General features: G+C 49.0%; 1 protein-coding gene. It reads left to right on the top strand.

Annotation, left to right across the window (positions count from 1 at the left end; translation table 11 throughout):
- Nucleotides 1-156 precede the first annotated feature (156 nt).
- Complete coding sequence (locus tag H9L11_RS15200; RefSeq protein ID WP_205390896.1) at nt 157-22,131, top strand: tandem-95 repeat protein; 21,975 nt, start codon at nt 157-159, stop codon at nt 22,129-22,131.
- The last annotated feature ends 74 nt before the right edge of the window (nt 22,132-22,205 follow it).

Genomic DNA, 22,205 nt, shown 5'->3' with positions numbered 1-22,205 from the left:
ATAAAACACTTATGCATCTGGATTCTTATTGATGTATGACACATAATTACTTTATTGAGCATCAAATTGCTGTTATTGCACTATATATTCGGGCAATATATAGCAAATTAGTATTGTTAGTCAAAAACTTGACAGTTATTTAGGGTTAAGGTTTATATGGATCGTACAGCATTAGTGCCACTCGGTAATCAAGTCGTCGTAATAGGTTTGGATGGGCAGCTGAGAGTCCTTGCAGAAGGACAGCAGCCTCTACCAGGTGAAGTGATAGTGGCAATGACAGATGCTGCGCCTCAAGACCTGAAAATTCAGCTTGCTCAAGAGCAAGGTTTAAAAGATATTTCAGACGATGTAGCACAGATTATTAGTGCTATTGAGCAAGGTCAAGACCCTTCTGCTATTGATGAAGAACTCGCACCTGCAGCGGGTGAAAATAGTGGCTCCAGTTTGCAAAATAGTGCCACGATTGTACGAGATGGTACTGAAGTGCTAGCCTCAACAAACTTTGAAACTATTGGCCTAGAATCCCTCGGCTTATCTGAAACACAAGCGTTGACCTTAAATGACTTCTTCACAACAGGTATCGAGACAAGTGGGGATGGCTCAAGTAAGCCACTTACTAATTCGCCAGTGACATTAAGCGCTGTTGAGGAAGATAGCGATCCAATCACGATAACTACTGAAGAATTACTATCGAATGTCAATATTGATGATGCCGATACTCTTGTCATTACAAACGTCACTATTGAGAGTGGGAATGGCACCTTAATTGATAACAGCGATGGCTCTTGGACTTACATCCCAGAAGCTGATGATGACACTGAAGTGTCATTCTCCTATGACATCATTGATGATGGTGGTGTTATTAATGGCACTGCTAACTTAGATATTACGCCTGTTAATGACGCGCCAATAGCAACTAATGATGCGATTCAAACTGACGAAGATTCCCTGGTTGTAATTGATGTGCTCGCTAACGACAGTGATATTGAAGGTGATGATTTAATCATTACCTCTGCTTCTGTACCAGAAGAGCAAGGTATCGTTGAGATTATCGATGGTAAGCTTGTTTTCACTCCGGCTGAAAATTTCAACGGTAATGCAACGATTAGCTACACCATCTCAGATGGTGAGTTAGAGGATGAAGCTCAAGTTTCGGTAACAGTAAACTCAGTTAACGATGCGCCTATTGCCTCTAATGATACAACAATTACAGAGGAAGATAGCTCAGTAACGATTGATGTCCTGCCAAACGACACCGATATTGATGGTGATAAGCTGTCGATTGAATCAGCGTCTGTGCCGAGTGACCAAGGTTCTGTCGAAATTATTGATGGAAAACTGGTGTTCACACCGGCTGAGAACTTCCATGGTGACGCTGTAATCTCTTACACCGTGACCGATGGTTCGCTGACTGACCAAGCGACGGTCAACGTCACCGTAAATGCGGTGAACGACACGCCTGTGGTTGAAAGCAGCATTGCAGACCAAGCCTTGGCGGAAGACTTTACGCCATACAGCATCAATCTGAATACCGCTTTCAGCGATGTGGATAACGTGGATGGCGAGTTAACGTTTAGCGTCTCTGGCAACAGCAACATTCAAGTGGCGATCGTCAATGGTATTGCTACGTTCACTCCAACCGCAGACTGGAACGGCTCAGAAGCGTTGACCTTTACTGCCACCGATCCAAGCGGCGAGAGCGTTAGCCAAACGGTGAACTTCACAGTTGCGCCTGTGGCAGATATTGAATCTGACCGCGCGACGGTTGTGGAAGACACGCCAACCATCATCAAGGTCTTAGGTAACGACACGTTCGAAGGCGACGATAAAGTGGTGTCGCTGGATACCAATAACGGTCCAGCCAACGGCACGGTCTCGGTCAACCCGGATGGTAGCGTAACCTACACGCCAAACGACAACTTCCACGGCACAGACAGCTTCACCTACATCGTTACCTCCGGTGGGGTGTCAGAGTCCACCACGGTGAACGTCGATGTGACGCCAGTGAACGATGCGCCAGTGGCAAAAGATGATACCGCTGTCACTGACGAAGACACGCCAGTGACGATTGATGTCCTACCAAACGATACTGACATCGATGGTGATACGTTAAGCATTGATTCGGCGTCTGTGCCGAGTGACCAAGGTACAGTTGAAATTGTTGACGGCAAGTTGGTGTTCACACCGGCTGAGAACTTCCATGGTGACGCTGAAATTACTTACACGATTACTGATGGTGCACTGACTGACCAAGCAACGGTCAACGTCACCGTGAATGCGGTGAACGACACGCCTGTGGTTGAAAGTAGCATTGCAGACCAAACCTTGGCGGAAGATTTTACGCCATACAGCATCAATCTGAATACCGCTTTCAGCGATGTGGATAACGTGGATGGCGAGTTAACGTTTAGTGTCTCTGGCAACAGCAACATTCAAGTGGCGATCGTCAATGGCATTGCTACGTTCACTCCAACGGCAGACTGGAACGGCTCAGAAGCGCTGACGTTTACGGCTACCGATCCAAGCGGCGAGAGCGTTAGCCAAACGGTGAACTTCACAGTAGCGCCAGTGGCGGATATCGTGGCAGATAAAGCGACGGTTGTGGAAGATACGCCAACCATCATCAAGGTCTTAGGTAACGACACGTTCGAAGGCGACGATAAAGTGGTGTCGCTGGATACCAATAACGGTCCAGCCAACGGCACGGTCTCGGTCAACCCGGATGGTAGCGTAACCTACACGCCAAACGACAACTTCCACGGCACAGACAGCTTCACCTACATCGTTACCTCCGGTGGGGTGTCAGAGTCCACCACGGTGAACGTCGATGTGACGCCAGTGAACGATGCGCCAGTGGCAAAAGATGATACCGCTGTCACTGACGAAGACACGCCAGTGACGATTGATGTCCTACCAAACGATACTGACATCGATGGTGATACGTTAAGCATTGATTCGGCGTCTGTGCCGAGTGACCAAGGTACAGTTGAAATTGTTGACGGCAAGTTGGTGTTCACACCGGCTGAGAACTTCCATGGTGACGCTGAAATTACTTACACGATTACTGATGGTGCACTGACTGACCAAGCAACGGTCAACGTCACCGTGAATGCGGTGAACGACACGCCTGTGGTTGAAAGTAGCATTGCAGACCAAACCTTGGCGGAAGATTTTACGCCATACAGCATCAATCTGAATACCGCTTTCAGCGATGTGGATAACGTGGATGGCGAGTTAACGTTTAGTGTCTCTGGCAACAGCAACATTCAAGTGGCGATCGTCAATGGCATTGCTACGTTCACTCCAACGGCAGACTGGAACGGCTCAGAAGCGCTGACGTTTACGGCTACCGATCCAAGCGGCGAGAGCGTTAGCCAAACGGTGAACTTCACAGTAGCGCCAGTGGCGGATATCGTGGCAGATAAAGCGACGGTTGTGGAAGATACGCCAACCATCATTAAGGTCTTAGATAACGACACGTTCGAAGGCGACGACAAAGTGGTGTCGCTGGATACCAATAACGGTCCAGCTAACGGCACGGTCTCGGTCAACTCGGACGGCAGCGTCACTTACACGCCAAACGACAACTACCACGGGGCAGACAGCTTTACCTACATCGTCACCTCCGGTGGGGTATCGGAGTCCACCACGGTGAACGTCGATGTGACGCCAGTGAACGATGCGCCAGTGGCAAAAGATGATACCGCTGTTACTGATGAAGACACGCCAGTGACGATTGATGTCCTGCCAAACGACACCGATATTGATGGCGATAAGCTGTCGATTGACTCGGCATCTGTGCCGAGTGAGCAAGGGACAGTCGAGATTGTTGACGGCAAACTGGTGTTCACACCGGCCGAGAACTTCCATGGTGATGCCGAAATCACTTACACCATCACCGATGGTTCGCTGACTGACCAAGCGACGGTCAACGTCACCGTGAATGCGGTGAACGACACGCCTGTGGTTGAAAGTAGCATTGCAGACCAAACCTTGGCGGAAGATTTCACGCCATACAGCATCAATCTGAATACCGCTTTCAGCGATGTGGATAACGCCGATGGTGAGTTAACGTTTAGCGTCTCAGGTAACAGTAATGTCAATGTCTCAATAGAAAATGGCACCGCGACCATTAGCCCAACGGCAGACTGGAACGGCTCAGAAGCGTTAACCTTTACGGCTACTGATCCAAGCGGTGAAAGCGTCAGCCAAACGGTAAACTTTATGATTGCGCCTGTGGCAGATATTGAATCTGACCGCGCGACGGTTGTGGAAGACACGCCGACCATCATTAACGTCCTAGGTAACGACACGTTTGAAGGCGACGACAAAGTGGTGTCGCTCGATAGCAATAACGGTCCAGCCAACGGCACGGTCTCGGTCAACCCGGACGGCAGCGTCACTTACACGCCAAACGACAACTTCCACGGTACAGACAGCTTCACGTACATCGTTACCTCCGGTGGGGTATCGGAATTCACCACGGTGAACGTCGATGTGACGCCAGTGAATGACGCGCCAGTGGCAAAAGATGATACCGCTGTCACTGACGAAGACACGCCAGTGACGATTGATGTTCTGCCAAACGACACCGATATTGATGGCGATAAGTTGTCTATCCAATCGGCGTCTGTACCTGAAGCGCAAGGCACAGTTGAGATTGTTGATGGAAAATTGGTCTTTACACCAGCCGAGAACTTCAATGGTGACGCCGAAATCACTTACACCATCACTGATGGTTCACTGACTGACCAAGCGACGGTCAACGTCACCGTGAATGCGGTGAACGACACGCCTGTGGTTGAAAGTAGCATTGCAGACCAAACCTTGGCGGAAGATTTCACCCCATACAGCATCGATCTGAATACCGCTTTCAGCGATGTAGATAACGTCGATGGCGATCTGACCTTCAGCGTCTCTGGTAACAGCAACATTCAAGTGGCGATCGTCAATGGCATTGCTACGTTCACTCCAACCGCAGACTGGAATGGCTCAGAAACCCTAACCTTTACCGCCACCGATCCAAGCGGTGAAAGCGTTAGCCAAACGGTGAACTTCACAGTAGCGCCTGTGGCAGATATTGAATCTGACCGCGCGACGGTTGTGGAAGACACACCAACCATCATTAAGGTTTTAGGTAACGACACGTTCGAAGGCGACGATAAAGTGGTGTCGCTGGATACCAATAACGGTCCAGCCAACGGCACGGTCTCGGTCAACCCGGATGGCAGCGTCACTTACACGCCAAACGACAACTTCCACGGTACAGACAGCTTCACGTACATCGTTACCTCCGGTGGGGTATCGGAATTCACCACGGTGAACATCGATGTCACGCCAGTGAATGACGCGCCAGTGGCAAAAGATGATACCGCTATCACTGACGAAGACACGCCAGTGACGATTGATGTCCTGCCAAACGACACCGATATTGATGGTGATAAGCTGTCGATTGAATCGGCTTCCGTACCTGAAACACAAGGCACAGTTGAGATCGTTGATGGCAAACTGGTCTTCACACCGGCTGAGAACTTCCATGGTGACGCTGAAATTACTTACACGATTACTGATGGTGCACTGACTGACCAAGCAACGGTCAACGTCACCGTGAATGCGGTGAACGACACGCCTGTGGTTGAAAGCAACATTGCAGACCAAACCTTGGCGGAAGATTTTACGCCATACAGCATCGATCTGAATACGGCCTTCAGTGATGTGGATAACGCCGATGGTGAGTTAACGTTTAGCGTCTCTGGCAACAGCAACGTGTTGGTTTCGATTGAAAATGGCATCGCGACCATTAGCCCAACCGCAGACTGGAACGGCTCAGAAGCGTTAACCTTTACGGCCACCGATCCAAGCGGCGAGAGCGTTAGCCAAACGGTGAACTTCATAGTAGCGCCAGTGGCGGATATCGTGGCAGATAAAGCGACGGTTGTGGAAGACACGCCAACCATCATTAAGGTTTTAGGTAACGACACGTTCGAAGGCGACGACAAAGTGGTGTCGCTGGATACCAATAACGGTCCAGCTAACGGCACGGTCTCGGTCAACCCGGATGGCAGCGTCACTTACACGCCAAACGACAACTACCACGGTGCAGACAGCTTTACCTACATCGTTACCTCCGGTGGGGTATCGGAGTCCACCATGGTGAACATCGATGTGACGCCAGTGAATGACGCGCCAGTGGCGACCAATGACAATGCCGTTACTGACGAAGACACGCCAGTGACGATTGATGTCCTGCCAAACGATACCGATATTGATGGCGATACGCTGTCGATTGAATCGGCGTCCGTACCTGAAACACAAGGTACAGTTGAGATCGTTGATGGCAAATTGGTGTTCACGCCAGCTGAGAACTTCCATGGTGACGCCGAAATCACTTACACCGTTACCGATGGCTCGCTGACTGACCAAGCAACGGTCAACGTCACCGTGAATGCGGTGAACGACACGCCTGTGGTTGAAAGCAACATTGCAGACCAAACCTTGGCGGAAGATTTTACGCCATACAGCATCGATCTGAATACGGCCTTCAGTGATGTGGATAACGCCGATGGTGAGTTAACGTTTAGCGTCTCTGGCAACAGCAACGTGTTGGTTTCGATTGAAAATGGCATCGCGACCATTAGCCCAACCGCAGACTGGAACGGCTCAGAAGCGTTAACCTTTACGGCCACCGATCCAAGCGGCGAGAGCGTTAGCCAAACGGTGAACTTCATAGTAGCGCCAGTGGCGGATATCGTGGCAGATAAAGCGACGGTTGTGGAAGACACGCCAACCATCATTAAGGTCTTAGGTAACGACACGTTCGAAGGCGACGACAAAGTGGTGTCGCTGGATACCAATAACGGTCCAGCCAACGGCACGGTCTCGGTCAACCCGGATGGCAGCGTCACTTACACGCCGAACGACAACTACCACGGTACAGACAGCTTCACCTACATCGTTACCTCCGGTGGGGTATCGGAGTCCACCACGGTGAACGTCGATGTCACACCAGTGAATGATGCACCAGTGGCGACCAATGACAATGCCGTTACTGACGAAGATACACCAGTGACGATTGATGTTCTGCCAAACGACACCGATATTGATGGCGATACGCTAAGCATTGATTCGGCGTCTGTGCCGAGTAACCAAGGTACAGTTGGAATTGTTGACGGCAAACTGGTCTTCACACCGGCTGAGAACTTCCATGGTGACGCTGAAATCACTTACACCGTGACCGATGGTTCACTGACTGACCAAGCGACGGTCAACGTCACCGTGAATGCGGTGAACGACACGCCTGTGGTTGAAAGTAGCATTGCAGACCAAACCTTGGCGGAAGACTTTACGCCATACAGCATCGATCTAAATACCGCTTTCAGCGATGTGGATAACGTGGATGGCGAGTTAACGTTTAGCGTCTCTGGCAACAGCAACATTCAAGTGGCGATCGTCAATGGTATTGCTACGTTCACTCCAACCGCAGACTGGAACGGCTCAGAAGCGCTGACCTTTACTGCCACCGATCCAAGCGGTGAAAGCGTTAGCCAAACGGTGAACTTCACGGTTACCCCTGTGGCGGACATCGTGGCAGATAAAGCGACGGTTGTGGAAGACACGCCAACCATCATTAAGGTCTTAGGTAACGACACGTTTGAAGGCGACGACAAAGTGGTGTCGCTCGATACCAACAACGGTCCAGCCAACGGCACGGTCTCGGTCAACCCGGATGGTAGCGTAACCTACACGCCAAACGACAACTACCACGGTGCAGACAGCTTTACCTACATCGTTACCTCCGGTGGGGTATCGGAGTCCACCATGGTGAACATCGATGTGACGCCAGTGAATGACGCGCCAGTGGCGACCAATGACAATGCCGTTACTGACGAAGACACGCCAGTGACGATTGATGTCCTGCCAAACGATACTGACATTGATGGCGATACGCTGTCTATCCAATCGGCGTCTGTGCCGAGTGACCAAGGGACAGTTGAAATTGTTGACGGCAAGTTGGTGTTCACACCGGCCGAGAACTTCCATGGCGACGCTGAAATCACTTACACCGTTACCGATGGTTCGCTGACTGACCAAGCGACGGTCAACGTCACCGTGAATGCGGTGAACGACACGCCTGTGGTTGAAAGCAGCCTCGCAGACCAAACCTTGGCAGAAGACTTTACGCCATACAGCATCGATCTGAATACCGCGTTCAGTGATGTGGATAACGTGGATGGCGAGCTGAGCTTCAGTGTCTCTGGCAACAGCAACATTCAAGTGGCGATCGTCAACGGTATTGCTACGTTCACTCCAACCGCAGACTGGAACGGCTCAGAAGCGTTGACCTTTACGGCGACCGACCCAAGCGGCGAGAGCGTTAGCCAAACGGTGAACTTCACGGTAGCGCCAGTGGCGGACATCGTGGCAGATAAAGCGACGGTAGTGGAAGACACGCCGACCATCATCAAGGTCTTAGGTAACGACACGTTCGAAGGCGACGATAAAGTGGTGTCGCTCGATACCAACAACGGTCCAGCCAACGGCACGGTCTCGGTCAACCCGGATGGCAGCGTCACTTACACGCCAAACGACAACTTCCACGGTACAGACAGCTTCACCTACATCGTCACGTCCGGTGGGGTATCGGAGTCCACCACGGTGAACGTCGATGTCACACCACTGAATGACGCGCCAGTGGCAAAAGATGATACCGCTATCACTGACGAAGACACGCCAGTGACAATTGATGTTCTGCCAAACGACACCGACATTGATGGCGATACGTTAAGCATTGATTCGGCGTCTGTGCCGAGTGACCAAGGTAAAGTCGAAATTATTGATGGAAAACTGGTCTTCACACCGGCTGAGAACTTCCATGGCGATGCTGAAATCACTTACACCGTGACCGATGGTGCACTGACTGATCAAGCGACGGTCAACGTCACCGTAAATGCCGTAAACGACACGCCTGTGGTTGAAAGCAGCATTGCAGACCAAACCTTGGCAGAAGACTTTACGCCATACAGCATCGATCTAAATACCGCTTTCAGCGATGTGGATAACGCCGATGGTGAGTTAACGTTTAGTGTCTCTGGCAACAGCAACATTCAAGTGGTGATCGTCAATGGCATTGCTACGTTCACTCCAACCGCAGACTGGAACGGCTCAGAAGCGTTAACCTTTACTGCCACCGATCCAAGCGGCGAAAGCGTTAGCCAAACGGTGAACTTCACAGTAGCGCCTGTGGCAGATATTGAATCTGACCGCGCGACGGTTGTGGAAGACACACCAACCATCATTAAGGTTTTAGGTAACGACACGTTCGAAGGCGACGATAAAGTGGTGTCGCTGGATACCAATAACGGTCCAGCCAACGGCACGGTCTCGGTCAACCCGGATGGCAGCGTCACTTACACGCCAAACGACAACTTCCACGGTACAGACAGCTTCACGTACATCGTTACCTCCGGTGGGGTATCGGAATTCACCACGGTGAACATCGATGTCACGCCAGTGAATGACGCGCCAGTGGCAAAAGATGATACCGCTATCACTGACGAAGACACGCCAGTGACGATTGATGTCCTGCCAAACGACACCGATATTGATGGTGATAAGCTGTCGATTGAATCGGCTTCCGTACCTGAAACACAAGGCACAGTTGAGATCGTTGATGGCAAACTGGTCTTCACACCGGCTGAGAACTTCCATGGTGACGCTGAAATTACTTACACGATTACTGATGGTGCACTGACTGACCAAGCAACGGTCAACGTCACCGTGAATGCGGTGAACGACACGCCTGTGGTTGAAAGCAACATTGCAGACCAAACCTTGGCGGAAGATTTTACGCCATACAGCATCGATCTGAATACGGCCTTCAGTGATGTGGATAACGCCGATGGTGAGTTAACGTTTAGCGTCTCTGGCAACAGCAACGTGTTGGTTTCGATTGAAAATGGCATCGCGACCATTAGCCCAACCGCAGACTGGAACGGCTCAGAAGCGTTAACCTTTACGGCCACCGATCCAAGCGGCGAGAGCGTTAGCCAAACGGTGAACTTCATAGTAGCGCCAGTGGCGGATATCGTGGCAGATAAAGCGACGGTTGTGGAAGACACGCCAACCATCATTAAGGTTTTAGGTAACGACACGTTCGAAGGCGACGACAAAGTGGTGTCGCTGGATACCAATAACGGTCCAGCTAACGGCACGGTCTCGGTCAACCCGGATGGCAGCGTCACTTACACGCCAAACGACAACTACCACGGTGCAGACAGCTTTACCTACATCGTTACCTCCGGTGGGGTATCGGAGTCCACCATGGTGAACATCGATGTGACGCCAGTGAATGACGCGCCAGTGGCGACCAATGACAATGCCGTTACTGACGAAGACACGCCAGTGACGATTGATGTCCTGCCAAACGATACCGATATTGATGGCGATACGCTGTCGATTGAATCGGCGTCCGTACCTGAAACACAAGGTACAGTTGAGATCGTTGATGGCAAATTGGTGTTCACGCCAGCTGAGAACTTCCATGGTGACGCCGAAATCACTTACACCGTTACCGATGGCTCGCTGACTGACCAAGCAACGGTCAACGTCACCGTGAATGCGGTGAACGACACGCCTGTGGTTGAAAGTAGCATTGCAGACCAAACCTTGGCGGAAGATTTCACCCCATACAGCATCGATCTAAATACCGCTTTCAGCGATGTAGATAACGTCGATGGCGATCTGAGCTTCAGCGTTGCTGGCAACAGCAACATTCAAGTGGCGATCGTCAACGGTATTGCTACGTTCACTCCAACCGCAGACTGGAACGGCTCAGAAGCGCTGACCTTTACGGCCACCGATCCAAGCGGTGAAAGCGTTAGCCAAACGGTGAACTTCACAGTTGCGCCTGTGGCGGATATCGTGGCAGATAAAGCAACGGTCGTGGAAGACACGCCAACCATCATCAAGGTCTTAGATAACGACACGTTCGAAGGCGACGACAAAGTGGTGTCGCTGGATACCAATAACGGTCCAGCCAACGGCACGGTCTCGGTCAACCCGGACGGCAGCGTGACTTACACGCCGAACGACAACTACCACGGTACAGACAGCTTCACCTACATCGTTACCTCCGGTGGGGTATCGGAGTCCACCACGGTGAACGTCGATGTCACACCAGTGAATGATGCACCAGTGGCGACCAATGACAATGCCGTTACTGACGAAGATACACCAGTGACGATTGATGTTCTGCCAAACGACACCGATATTGATGGCGATACGCTAAGCATTGATTCGGCGTCTGTGCCGAGTAACCAAGGTACAGTTGGAATTGTTGACGGCAAACTGGTCTTCACACCGGCTGAGAACTTCCATGGTGACGCTGAAATCACTTACACCGTGACCGATGGTTCACTGACTGACCAAGCGACGGTCAACGTCACCGTGAATGCGGTGAACGACACGCCTGTGGTTGAAAGCAACATTGCAGACCAAACCTTGGCAGAAGACTTTACGCCATACAGCATCGATCTAAATACCGCGTTCAGTGATGTGGATAACGTGGATGGCGAGCTGAGCTTCAGTGTCTCTGGCAACAGCAACATTCAAGTGGCGATCGTCAACGGTATTGCTACGTTCACTCCAACCGCAGACTGGAACGGCTCAGAAGCGTTGACCTTTACGGCGACCGACCCAAGCGGCGAGAGCGTTAGCCAAACGGTGAACTTCACGGTAGCGCCAGTGGCGGACATCGTGGCAGATAAAGCGACGGTAGTGGAAGACACGCCGACCATCATCAAGGTCTTAGGTAACGACACGTTCGAAGGCGACGATAAAGTGGTGTCGCTCGATACCAACAACGGTCCAGCCAACGGCACGGTCTCGGTCAACCCGGATGGCAGCGTCACTTACACGCCAAACGACAACTTCCACGGTACAGACAGCTTCACCTACATCGTCACGTCCGGTGGGGTATCGGAGTCCACCACGGTGAACGTCGATGTCACACCAGTGAATGACGCGCCAGTGGCAAAAGATGATACCGCTGTCACTGACGAAGACACGCCAGTGACAATTGATGTTCTGCCAAACGACACCGACATTGATGGCGATACGTTAAGCATTGATTCGGCGTCTGTGCCGAGTGACCAAGGTAAAGTCGAAATTATTGATGGAAAACTGGTCTTCACACCGGCTGAGAACTTCCATGGTGACGCTGAAATCACTTACACCGTGACCGATGGTGCACTGACTGATCAAGCGACGGTCAACGTCACCGTAAATGCCGTAAACGACACGCCTGTGGTTGAAAGCAGCATTGCAGACCAAACCTTGGCAGAAGACTTTACGCCATACAGCATCGATCTAAATACCGCTTTCAGCGATGTGGATAACGCCGATGGTGAGTTAACGTTTAGTGTCTCTGGCAACAGCAACATTCAAGTGGTGATCGTCAATGGCATTGCTACGTTCACTCCAACCGCAGACTGGAACGGCTCAGAAGCGTTAACCTTTACTGCCACCGATCCAAGCGGCGAAAGCGTCAGCCAAACGGTGAACTTCACGGTAGCCCCTGTGGCGGACATCGTGGCAGACAAAGCGACGGTTGTGGAAGACACGCCAACCATCATCAAGGTCTTAGGTAACGACACGTTTGAAGGCGACGACAAAGTGGTGTCGCTCGATACCAACAACGGTCCAGCCAACGGCACGGTCTCGGTCAACCCAGATGGCAGCGTCACTTACACGCCAAACGACAACTACCACGGGGCAGACAGCTTCACCTACATCGTTACCTCGGGTGGGGTATCGGAGTCCACCACGGTGAACGTCGATGTCACACCAGTCAATGACGCACCAGTGGCAAAAGATGATACCGCTGTCACTGACGAAGACACGCCAGTGACGATTGATGTTCTGCCAAACGATACTGATATTGATGGTGATACGCTGTCTATCCAATCGGCGTCCGTACCTGAAGCGCAAGGCACAGTCGAGATTGTTGATGGCAAACTGGTGTTCACACCGGCTGAGGACTTCCATGGTGATGCTGAAATCACTTACACCGTGACCGATGGTTCGCTGACTGACCAAGCGACGGTCAACGTCACCGTGAATGCGGTGAACGACACGCCTGTGGTTGAAAGCGGCATTGCAGACCAAACCTTGGCAGAAGACTTTACGCCATACAGCATCGATCTAAATACCGCTTTCAGCGATGTGGATAACGCCGATGGTGAGTTAACGTTTAGTGTCTCTGGCAACAGCAACATTCAAGTGGCGATCGTCAATGGGATTGCTACGTTCACTCCAACCGCAGACTGGAACGGCTCAGAAGCGCTGACCTTTACTGCCACCGATCCAAGCGGTGAAAGCGTTAGCCAAACGGTGAACTTCACGGTTACCCCTGTGGCGGACATCGTGGCAGATAAAGCGACGGTTGTGGAAGACACGCCAACCATCATTAAGGTCTTAGGTAACGACACGTTCGAAGGCAACGACAAAGTGGTGTCGCTGGATAGCAATAACGGTCCAGCTAACGGCACGGTCTCCGTCAACCCGGATGGCAGCGTCACTTACACGCCAAACGACAACTACCACGGTACAGACAGCTTCACCTACATCGTCACGTCCGGTGGGGTATCAGAGTCCACCACGGTGAACGTCGATGTGACGCCAGTGAATGATGCGCCAGTGGCGACCAATGACAATGCCGTTACTGACGAAGATACACCAGTGACGATTGATGTCCTGCTAAACGATACTGATATTGATGGTGATACGCTGTCTATCCAATCGGCGTCCGTACCTGAAGCGCAAGGCACAGTCGAGATTGTTGATGGCAAACTGGTGTTCACACCGGCTGAGGACTTCCATGGTGATGCTGAAATCACTTACACCGTGACCGATGGTTCGCTGACTGACCAAGCGACGGTCAACGTCACCGTGAATGCGGTGAACGACACGCCTGTGGTTGAAAGCAGCATTGCAGACCAAACCTTGGCAGAAGACTTTACGCCATACAGCATCGATCTAAATACCGCTTTCAGCGATGTGGATAACGCCGATGGTGAGTTAACGTTTAGTGTCTCTGGCAACAGCAACATTCAAGTGGCGATCGTCAATGGTATTGCTACGTTCACTCCAACCGCAGACTGGAACGGCTCAGAAGCGCTGACCTTTACTGCCACCGATCCAAGCGGTGAAAGCGTTAGCCAAACGGTGAACTTCACGGTTACCCCTGTGGCGGACATCGTGGCAGATAAAGCGACGGTTGTGGAAGACACGCCAACCATCATTAAGGTCTTAGGTAACGACACGTTTGAAGGCGACGACAAAGTGGTGTCGCTCGATACCAACAACGGTCCAGCCAACGGCACGGTCTCGGTCAACCCGGATGGTAGCGTAACCTACACGCCAAACGACAACTACCACGGTGCAGACAGCTTTACCTACATCGTTACCTCCGGTGGGGTATCGGAGTCCACCATGGTGAACATCGATGTGACGCCAGTGAATGACGCGCCAGTGGCGACCAATGACAATGCCGTTACTGACGAAGACACGCCAGTGACGATTGATGTCCTGCCAAACGATACTGACATTGATGGCGATACGCTGTCTATCCAATCGGCGTCTGTGCCGAGTGACCAAGGGACAGTTGAAATTGTTGACGGCAAGTTGGTGTTCACACCGGCCGAGAACTTCCATGGCGACGCTGAAATCACTTACACCGTTACCGATGGTTCGCTGACTGACCAAGCGACGGTCAACGTCACCGTGAATGCGGTGAACGACACGCCTGTGGTTGAAAGCAGCCTCGCAGACCAAACCTTGGCGGAAGACTTTACGCCATACAGCATCGATCTAAATACCGCTTTCAGCGATGTGGATAACGTGGATGGCGAGTTAACGTTTAGCGTCTCTGGCAACAGCAACGTGTTGGTGTCGATTGAAAATGGCATCGCGACCATTAGCCCAACGGCAGACTGGAACGGCTCTGAAGCGCTGACCTTTACTGCCGCCGATCCAAGCGGCGAGAGCGTTAGCCAAACGGTGAACTTCACGGTAGCGCCTGTGGCGGACATCGTGGCAGATAAAGCGACGGTTGTGGAAGACACGCCGACCATCATCAAGGTCTTAGGTAACGACACGTTCGAAGGCGACGATAAAGTGGTGTCGCTCGATACCAACAACGGTCCAGCCAACGGCACGGTCTCGGTCAACCCGGACGGCAGCGTGACCTACACGCCAAACGACAACTACCACGGTACAGACAGCTTTACCTACATCGTTACGTCCGGTGGCGTCAGCGAGTCCACCACGGTGAACGTCGATGTGACGCCAGTCAATGACAAGCCTGACAGTGAGGACTTTACGCATGTGACTGACAAGCCTGTGACGCAAGTTGTATTTGATACTGATACGAAACCTTTAGGTGATGGCGACTCTCAAGATCATATCGCGGATGTTGAAGACGACTTAAAAGGCAACGATCTACATGTCCGAATTACTGAACTGCCAACCTCAGGTACGTTGTTCTTTAAAGATAGTGATGGTGAGTTGCACGAAATTAAAGAAGTAAGCGATACGCTTTATGACAAAGACAGCCTTTACTATGAAGCTGATAATGTTGGCTTCTTATTAGGTATCAAAGATCGTCCAAATACGCCTAATGGCTCGGAATCTACAACAGATTTCAATAACTGGGGATTAAGTGAGGATGGTGGTTCATCACATTCCCGTACTGAGCATTTAGCAAATGGAGCTTCTATCACCATTTCTTCTGATAGCGGTGAGCTTGCGCAGTACAACCGCCAGGTGTCACACATCGGCAATGGTATCGCTGACAATGATGGGCAGGGTATTGAGAAAGGTGAATCGATTACGATCGATTTGTCTAATAATCCTGTGGGCAGCGTAAACCTTGGCTTAGATGGATTAGGTGGATTGTTTGATTACGGTGATGACAACGCAGCACTTATTACGGTTACATACTTAGATTCAAATAATGTCCAACAGACTCAAACGTTCGAGTTTTTGAAGCCTGAAGGCAACTTCATGCTATTCCAAGAAACAAGCGTTGGTTATGGGAAAGATCTAGCTCTTCCTGAAGGTTCGGTCATTACTCAGTTAGATTTTTCTACGAAAAATGAAGGTAACTGGGAGTTACGTTATGTAGAAGGTGTTCCTGCCGAAGACAGCTTTGGATATGTGGCAGTCGACTCTGAAAATGGCGTTAGCGATCCATCTACAGTCAATATCGTTAACGAAATGTTAGATGGTAATGTTGCGGAAAACGGGCCAAGTCTGTCTGTGGTCGGTGATAGTGTGACCGAGGGTGACAATGTCACGTTCTCGGTTGTTCTAAATGAAACCACTAGCACTGCCGTTAAGTACCAAGTTGATATGCTTGCTCAAGGTTCTTCAGTTGATAAGAATGACGTAAATCTATCAAATGCAACCTATACAAATGGTGTTGTTTTCTTAGGTGGTTACTTGATTGTTCCTGCAGGTATAAGTAGCTTCGAAATATCGATTCCGACTATTGATGACTTGGTTGTGGAAAGCAGCGAAACGATCGTTCTTGAGATCGGCGGTGAAACGGGGACGGCAACAGTTCTTGATAATGACAGTACAAAACTTAGCGTAGTAGATGCCGGCGATGTCATTGAAGGAACTGACGCAATATTTACCGTTTTACTCTCTAACCCTGTTCAAGAGGCCGTTGTCGTCAATCTGAAGTCAACAACAAATGATAGCTATACTGCGGAAGATGTTGATTTAGGCGCTATGGCAGTGACCTATGTGGATACTCATGGTCAAACTCAAACATTAGATATGGCGCCTAATGGAGACGTTACCATACCTCCAGGTGTCGCTGAAATTAAAGTCGCAGTCCCGACCAAACTAGATAATGTCCATGAAGGTGATGAGAGCTTTGGTCTGACGGTTACGGAAATCGGTAGTGTCACCAGTAATGGTATTGCAACTGGTAACGCAAATATTGTGGATTCTGATCCTGCACCTTTAGTTAGTATTAGTGCCGATCAAAACAGCGTAAATGAAGGTGAAACGGCAGGCTTTACGCTGACACTTGATAAAGTTGCAGATGAGAGTGTTACGGTTCATGTCGAATATAGTGGCGTGGCCCAAGATGGAAAAGATTTTGTTGGCGTTCTGAGTGTTGAAGTTCCTGCGGGTCAATCTTCAGCTGCTCTTGACTTACTGACGGTCACCGATGGTATTTATGAGGGCGCAGAATCTTTCACAGTAACCATTAAAGAGGTGGATGGCGCTGATGCGAGCATTGCTTCAAATAACAGCGCAAGTGTTGTGATCGTTGATGCCCAAAGTGCACCGAAAGTGACTATTAGCTCAGATCAATCCTCAGTTGATGAAGGTAGTGATGCAAAATTTATCGTCAACATTGACCAAAAAGCAGATGAAGATGTACTGGTAACATTCACAATCGGAGGGAATGTTGATGACAAAGATTATATTGCTCCAAGTACGTACACAGTCACGATTCCAGCGGGTAAAACGTCGGCGCCGATTGATATAAAAACTCTCGATGATGGTATTTACGAAGATCTTGAAAACCTAACCGTGACTCTAATTGATACGGTTGGTGCAGATTCGACGCTTGCAAGTGACTCGAATGAAGCAACAGTCTCTATTATAGATGCTCAGCACGCTCCAGAGTTCATTTCTGGCGGCGATAGTGCTGGTGACAAGCCAAATGATGATGTTTACGACTTCGGGTCAGTTAACGAAAACACGGCGAGTGGGGCCGTTATCGGCACGGTCGTTGCTGAAGATCACGATAATGACGTGCTTGTATACCGCTTTGCAGATGGCTCGAGCACTAATGGTATTTTTGATATCGACCCGACAAGCGGACAGATTTCATTGAACAAGACAATCGATGATGTTGACTTGGGCGATTATACGCTTCAGGTTGAGGTTATCGATGGAACTGGCGGGATTGATACTGCCGAGGTCAATGTTTCTCTGGTAAATGTGAATGATGCTCCTGAATCTTCGCCTTCAGTGGTTGAGATGAATGAAGATACTCAAGTGATGCTTGATTGGTCATCATTCGGTATTAGCGATGTGGACTCTGACGTATCAGATCTCTCCGTCCAAATTACAACGCTTCCTAGCGATGGATCATTAGAGTACAGAGATTCGCAAGGCGATTGGCAGTCTGTACAAATCGATCAAGTCCTCGATAAATCGCTTTTTGAGGAAAACGGTGTTCGTTTTGTACCTGAATTAAATGAATCAGGCAGTGACAGCTTCGGCGGAAATCAAGTCGGAGATCAGGAATCTAGTTACGCTCAAATTGGTTTTAAACCGACAGATGGGCAGAGCTCTGGTCAAGAGTCGACACTGACAATAGACGTGAACCCTGTAGCTGACAAACCGAACTTAATTGCAGTGACGCCATTAAACTCATTGCCTCAACAAGAGTTTAACGTTACGACATGGAGTAATGTTCAAATTGGTTCTAGTGATGGTATGGGGGTCAATGGAGAGACTCTAATCTCAGCGATCAACGCTCTTAATGAAGCCGATGGTACTCGATTGAGTTGGGCAAATGTGGAAGATTTAGGGACTCATGCAACCTTGGCAAATGAGGCCGTTCTAGTCACATCTCTTGTTTATCTCGAAGCTGGCTCGAGTTACGACTTTGTTGGGCAAGCAGATGATAGCCTTGCTATCAAGTTGGGTGGTACGTTACTTGATCAAGCTCGTTGGGGGAGCGACAGTGGTGATATTAAGGGTGCTAGCTTTACCCCTTCGGTATCTGGCTTTTATCCAATTGAAATCTATCACCATAACCAAAGTGGTCCGGGTAACTTTAATGTGGATGTATCCATTAATGGACAAGCGCCTGTAAATCTGAGCAATAGTAGTCTTTACGTAGTTAGTGATGAAAGTGCACTAGAAGCAACTGATATCAGAGCGTCTGAACTACAAGAAGTTAATGGTGTTGCGTTTTACGAAACATACCAGCTGAACGAAGGGTTACAAGATACAGCGATACCGCTCTCTGAAATTAAAGCAAGCTTAAATGATACAGATGGCTCTGAATCACTTAAAGTCACGCTAACTGGCTTACCTGTAGGTGCGATCCTTTCAGATGGAAATAGTTCTATTACTGTCGCAACTATTGATGAAGAACTGGACGTGACAAGTTGGGCATTAGATGCACTTACTGTGACTCCACCTGCGGGCTCCCATGATGACTTCACTATCAATTTGACTGCAACGAGTACAGAAAGCTCGAATGGTGATTCAGCAGAATCTAACTTGGCGATCAATGTTGTAGTACATGAGAACTTACCGACGGAAACGGAAAGTGATTTGGGCGAAACCATAGAAGACAATACTCTACAAGGGAATGTATTGCTTAATGACTCTGACGGCGACAATATTCTGATGGTAGATCATCTTACTATCGATGGTGCTGATTACGAGGTAGGCGAAAGTGTTTCTTTGACTAGTGGTACGTTACTAGTAAACCGAGATGGTAGTTACATATTTGAACCTGCTGAGCATTGGTCAGGTGACGTTCCATTAATTAGCTATACCACAAATACTGGCGTAACAAATACACTTGATATCAACGTTGCCGCAGTTGCAGATGCCCCTGCGATCACGATTAATGTTGGAGAGTTAGTAAAAAGAGATGCTGTTGATCCTAATCACCACTTAGCTACATCGGCAATAAATAATACCAATACCGAAAATGAGGCTGTCGCAGCCAACCTTTGGTTGGATAATGCAGTACCTAAAATTAATACACACGCTGGTGTTGTGTTGGGAGTCAATACTGACTTAAGTGACACCGACAGCTTGTTTGTTGGGACAGATTTCAACGATGTATTCTATGGTGGCGGTGGCGATGACGTATTTGTTGGCGGTGGTAACAATGATACGTTTTATGGTGATGACGCGACCAGTCTTACTCTGCATGATGGTAAAGATACAGTCTACCTAACAGGGAACTTTGATGACTACAAAATGACCTTCAAAGACGATCATGGCGGTAAAGTTCCATATTGGATTTTATTAGATAGTCGTTCTATCGATTCGGTAAACGATCATACAGGTAGTGATGACCGAGGTGATCATTTATATGAAATTGAACGCGTTGTTTTTGCAGACAAAATTGTTGATTTGAAACCTGATGGCACTTATGAAGTGCTTCAAGATCGCTGGATTTCGGTCGATGTGGATGTTGATCTAGTTGATGTCGATGGAAGTGAGGATTTAGCGCAGACTGCTCTTGTACAAGATCTACCAGACGGTGTTGACGTGTATGTTGATGGGCTCGCAATTAAGCAAGATTCAAATGGAGATTACCCTGTCACTCTTGGTACAGATGGTAAGCTTTCCCTGGATATCAGAGTGCCATTCGATTATGAAGGCAGCTTAGAGTTCCCGCTAAGCGTTACTGCTACGTCTGTTGAAGGATCAAATAATGACGCAGCTTCAACAACTGAATCCGTTGAGCTTACAGCTCGTGACTATGTGTTGGAGTCGGGATCACATGGGAATGATCAGATAACGGGTAGTGACGATCACGATATTATTGTTGGTGATGTTCAAGGATTGGAGATCATTGCAGGTCAGGACTACAACATCGCATTTGTTCTGGATACTTCAGGGAGCATGGGTAACTGGGTAGGAACTGCGAAGCAAGAAGTGCTAGACGTGTTTGATGAGCTGTTAAGTGCGGTAAATCAAGGAGAGAAGCCAGGGACAGTGAATATTCACCTTAGTGAATTTGCTTCAAGTGCATCAGCGGTGATTTCTGTTGACTTGAGTTCTCTTACAGCAAGAAAAGAGTTTGTAGAAGAGTTGAATCGTGTAATTGATGATGAGGGTTCTGGCGGCACAAACTATGAGGCGGGCTTACAGTCGGCCGTTGAATGGTTCAGCAGTCAACCTAACCCTAATGGCCAAAATATCACGTACTTTGTTACGGATGGTCAACCAAATAGAGCAACATACCTCTATGGTGTAGCACCGAGTGAATTCTCGAAAGTGATTTTGGACGTCGATAATTCTGGCAAGCTTGTTACCCTGCAAGATATTGCGAGTAAAAACAATTACTCATACGGACAAACAGTTACCTACAAAGGTGATGTCGTTATAGATAGTTACGGTAAGGTTTATTCACCGCTAACAGGAAGAATCCTTGGCGATATCGACAGATATTATGGCTCTATCCGTTATTACGATGAAGGGAATAGCTCGACACAAGCTCAACACATGTATCAAGTACTAGCGGCATTGTCCTCTATAGAAGCGATAGGTCTTGGGAGTGGCGTTGATGAACATACACTCAAGCAGTATGACACTGATGGTGTGGTAGAGTCAGATATTGATGTTACTAAGCTTGCTGAAACGATATTGGGTCAAGATGTACCTCTCAAACAAGGTTCAGACACTATTCAAGGAGGTGAAGGTAACGATATCTTGTTAGGTGACTTAATTGAGTTTGGTGGTAATGAACAAGGCTTAAGTGCGATTCAATCACATGTGGCGCAGCAAACGGGTCAGGATGTGTCTACCGTTGACGGCGAAGATATACATGAGTACGTTAGAAATAACTTGGAAGAATTCAACCAAACTCACCAAGGAGATAAATCGGATAATTTATATGGCGGCGCTGGTGATGACTTACTATTTGGTCATGGTGGCAACGACATACTCGTTGGCGGTGAAGGGGATGATATTCTGATTGGTGGTTTAGGTAGTGATACTTTAACAGGGTCAGAAGGGGCCGACATCTTTAAGTGGAGTGAAGTCACTAACGATGTTGATACTGTCACTGACTTCAATAAAAATGAAGACGCTCTAGACTTCTCAGATCTGTTTGACGACTTATCTAAAGATGAAATTGGAGAGCTTCTTAATGATCTTCAATCAGGTGATCATACTGGTGATGTCGGAGAGTATCATGTAGAAGTGGCACCAGACGGGGGATCTGAGGCAAACCTGAGTATTACAAAAGGGAGCTCGACATTGGACATCCATTTTGACGGTGCAAGTGTTGATGATGTGACTCAAAGCTTAATTGCGAGTTTAGAAGCTCAGTACAAAGACATGTAGTAGCGCTAAACTGTAGTCAAATTTAAAATCAAAAAAGGTCTAGCAATTTGCTAGACCTTTTATTTTTACGGTCT

This window comes from Vibrio sp. sp1, assembly GCF_016920955.1.
In the GTDB taxonomy this organism is placed as follows: Bacteria; Pseudomonadota; Gammaproteobacteria; order Enterobacterales; family Vibrionaceae; genus Vibrio; species Vibrio alginolyticus.
The sequence above is the reverse complement of the archived record's forward strand: the minus strand, read 5'-3'. Positions and strand labels throughout refer to the sequence as shown.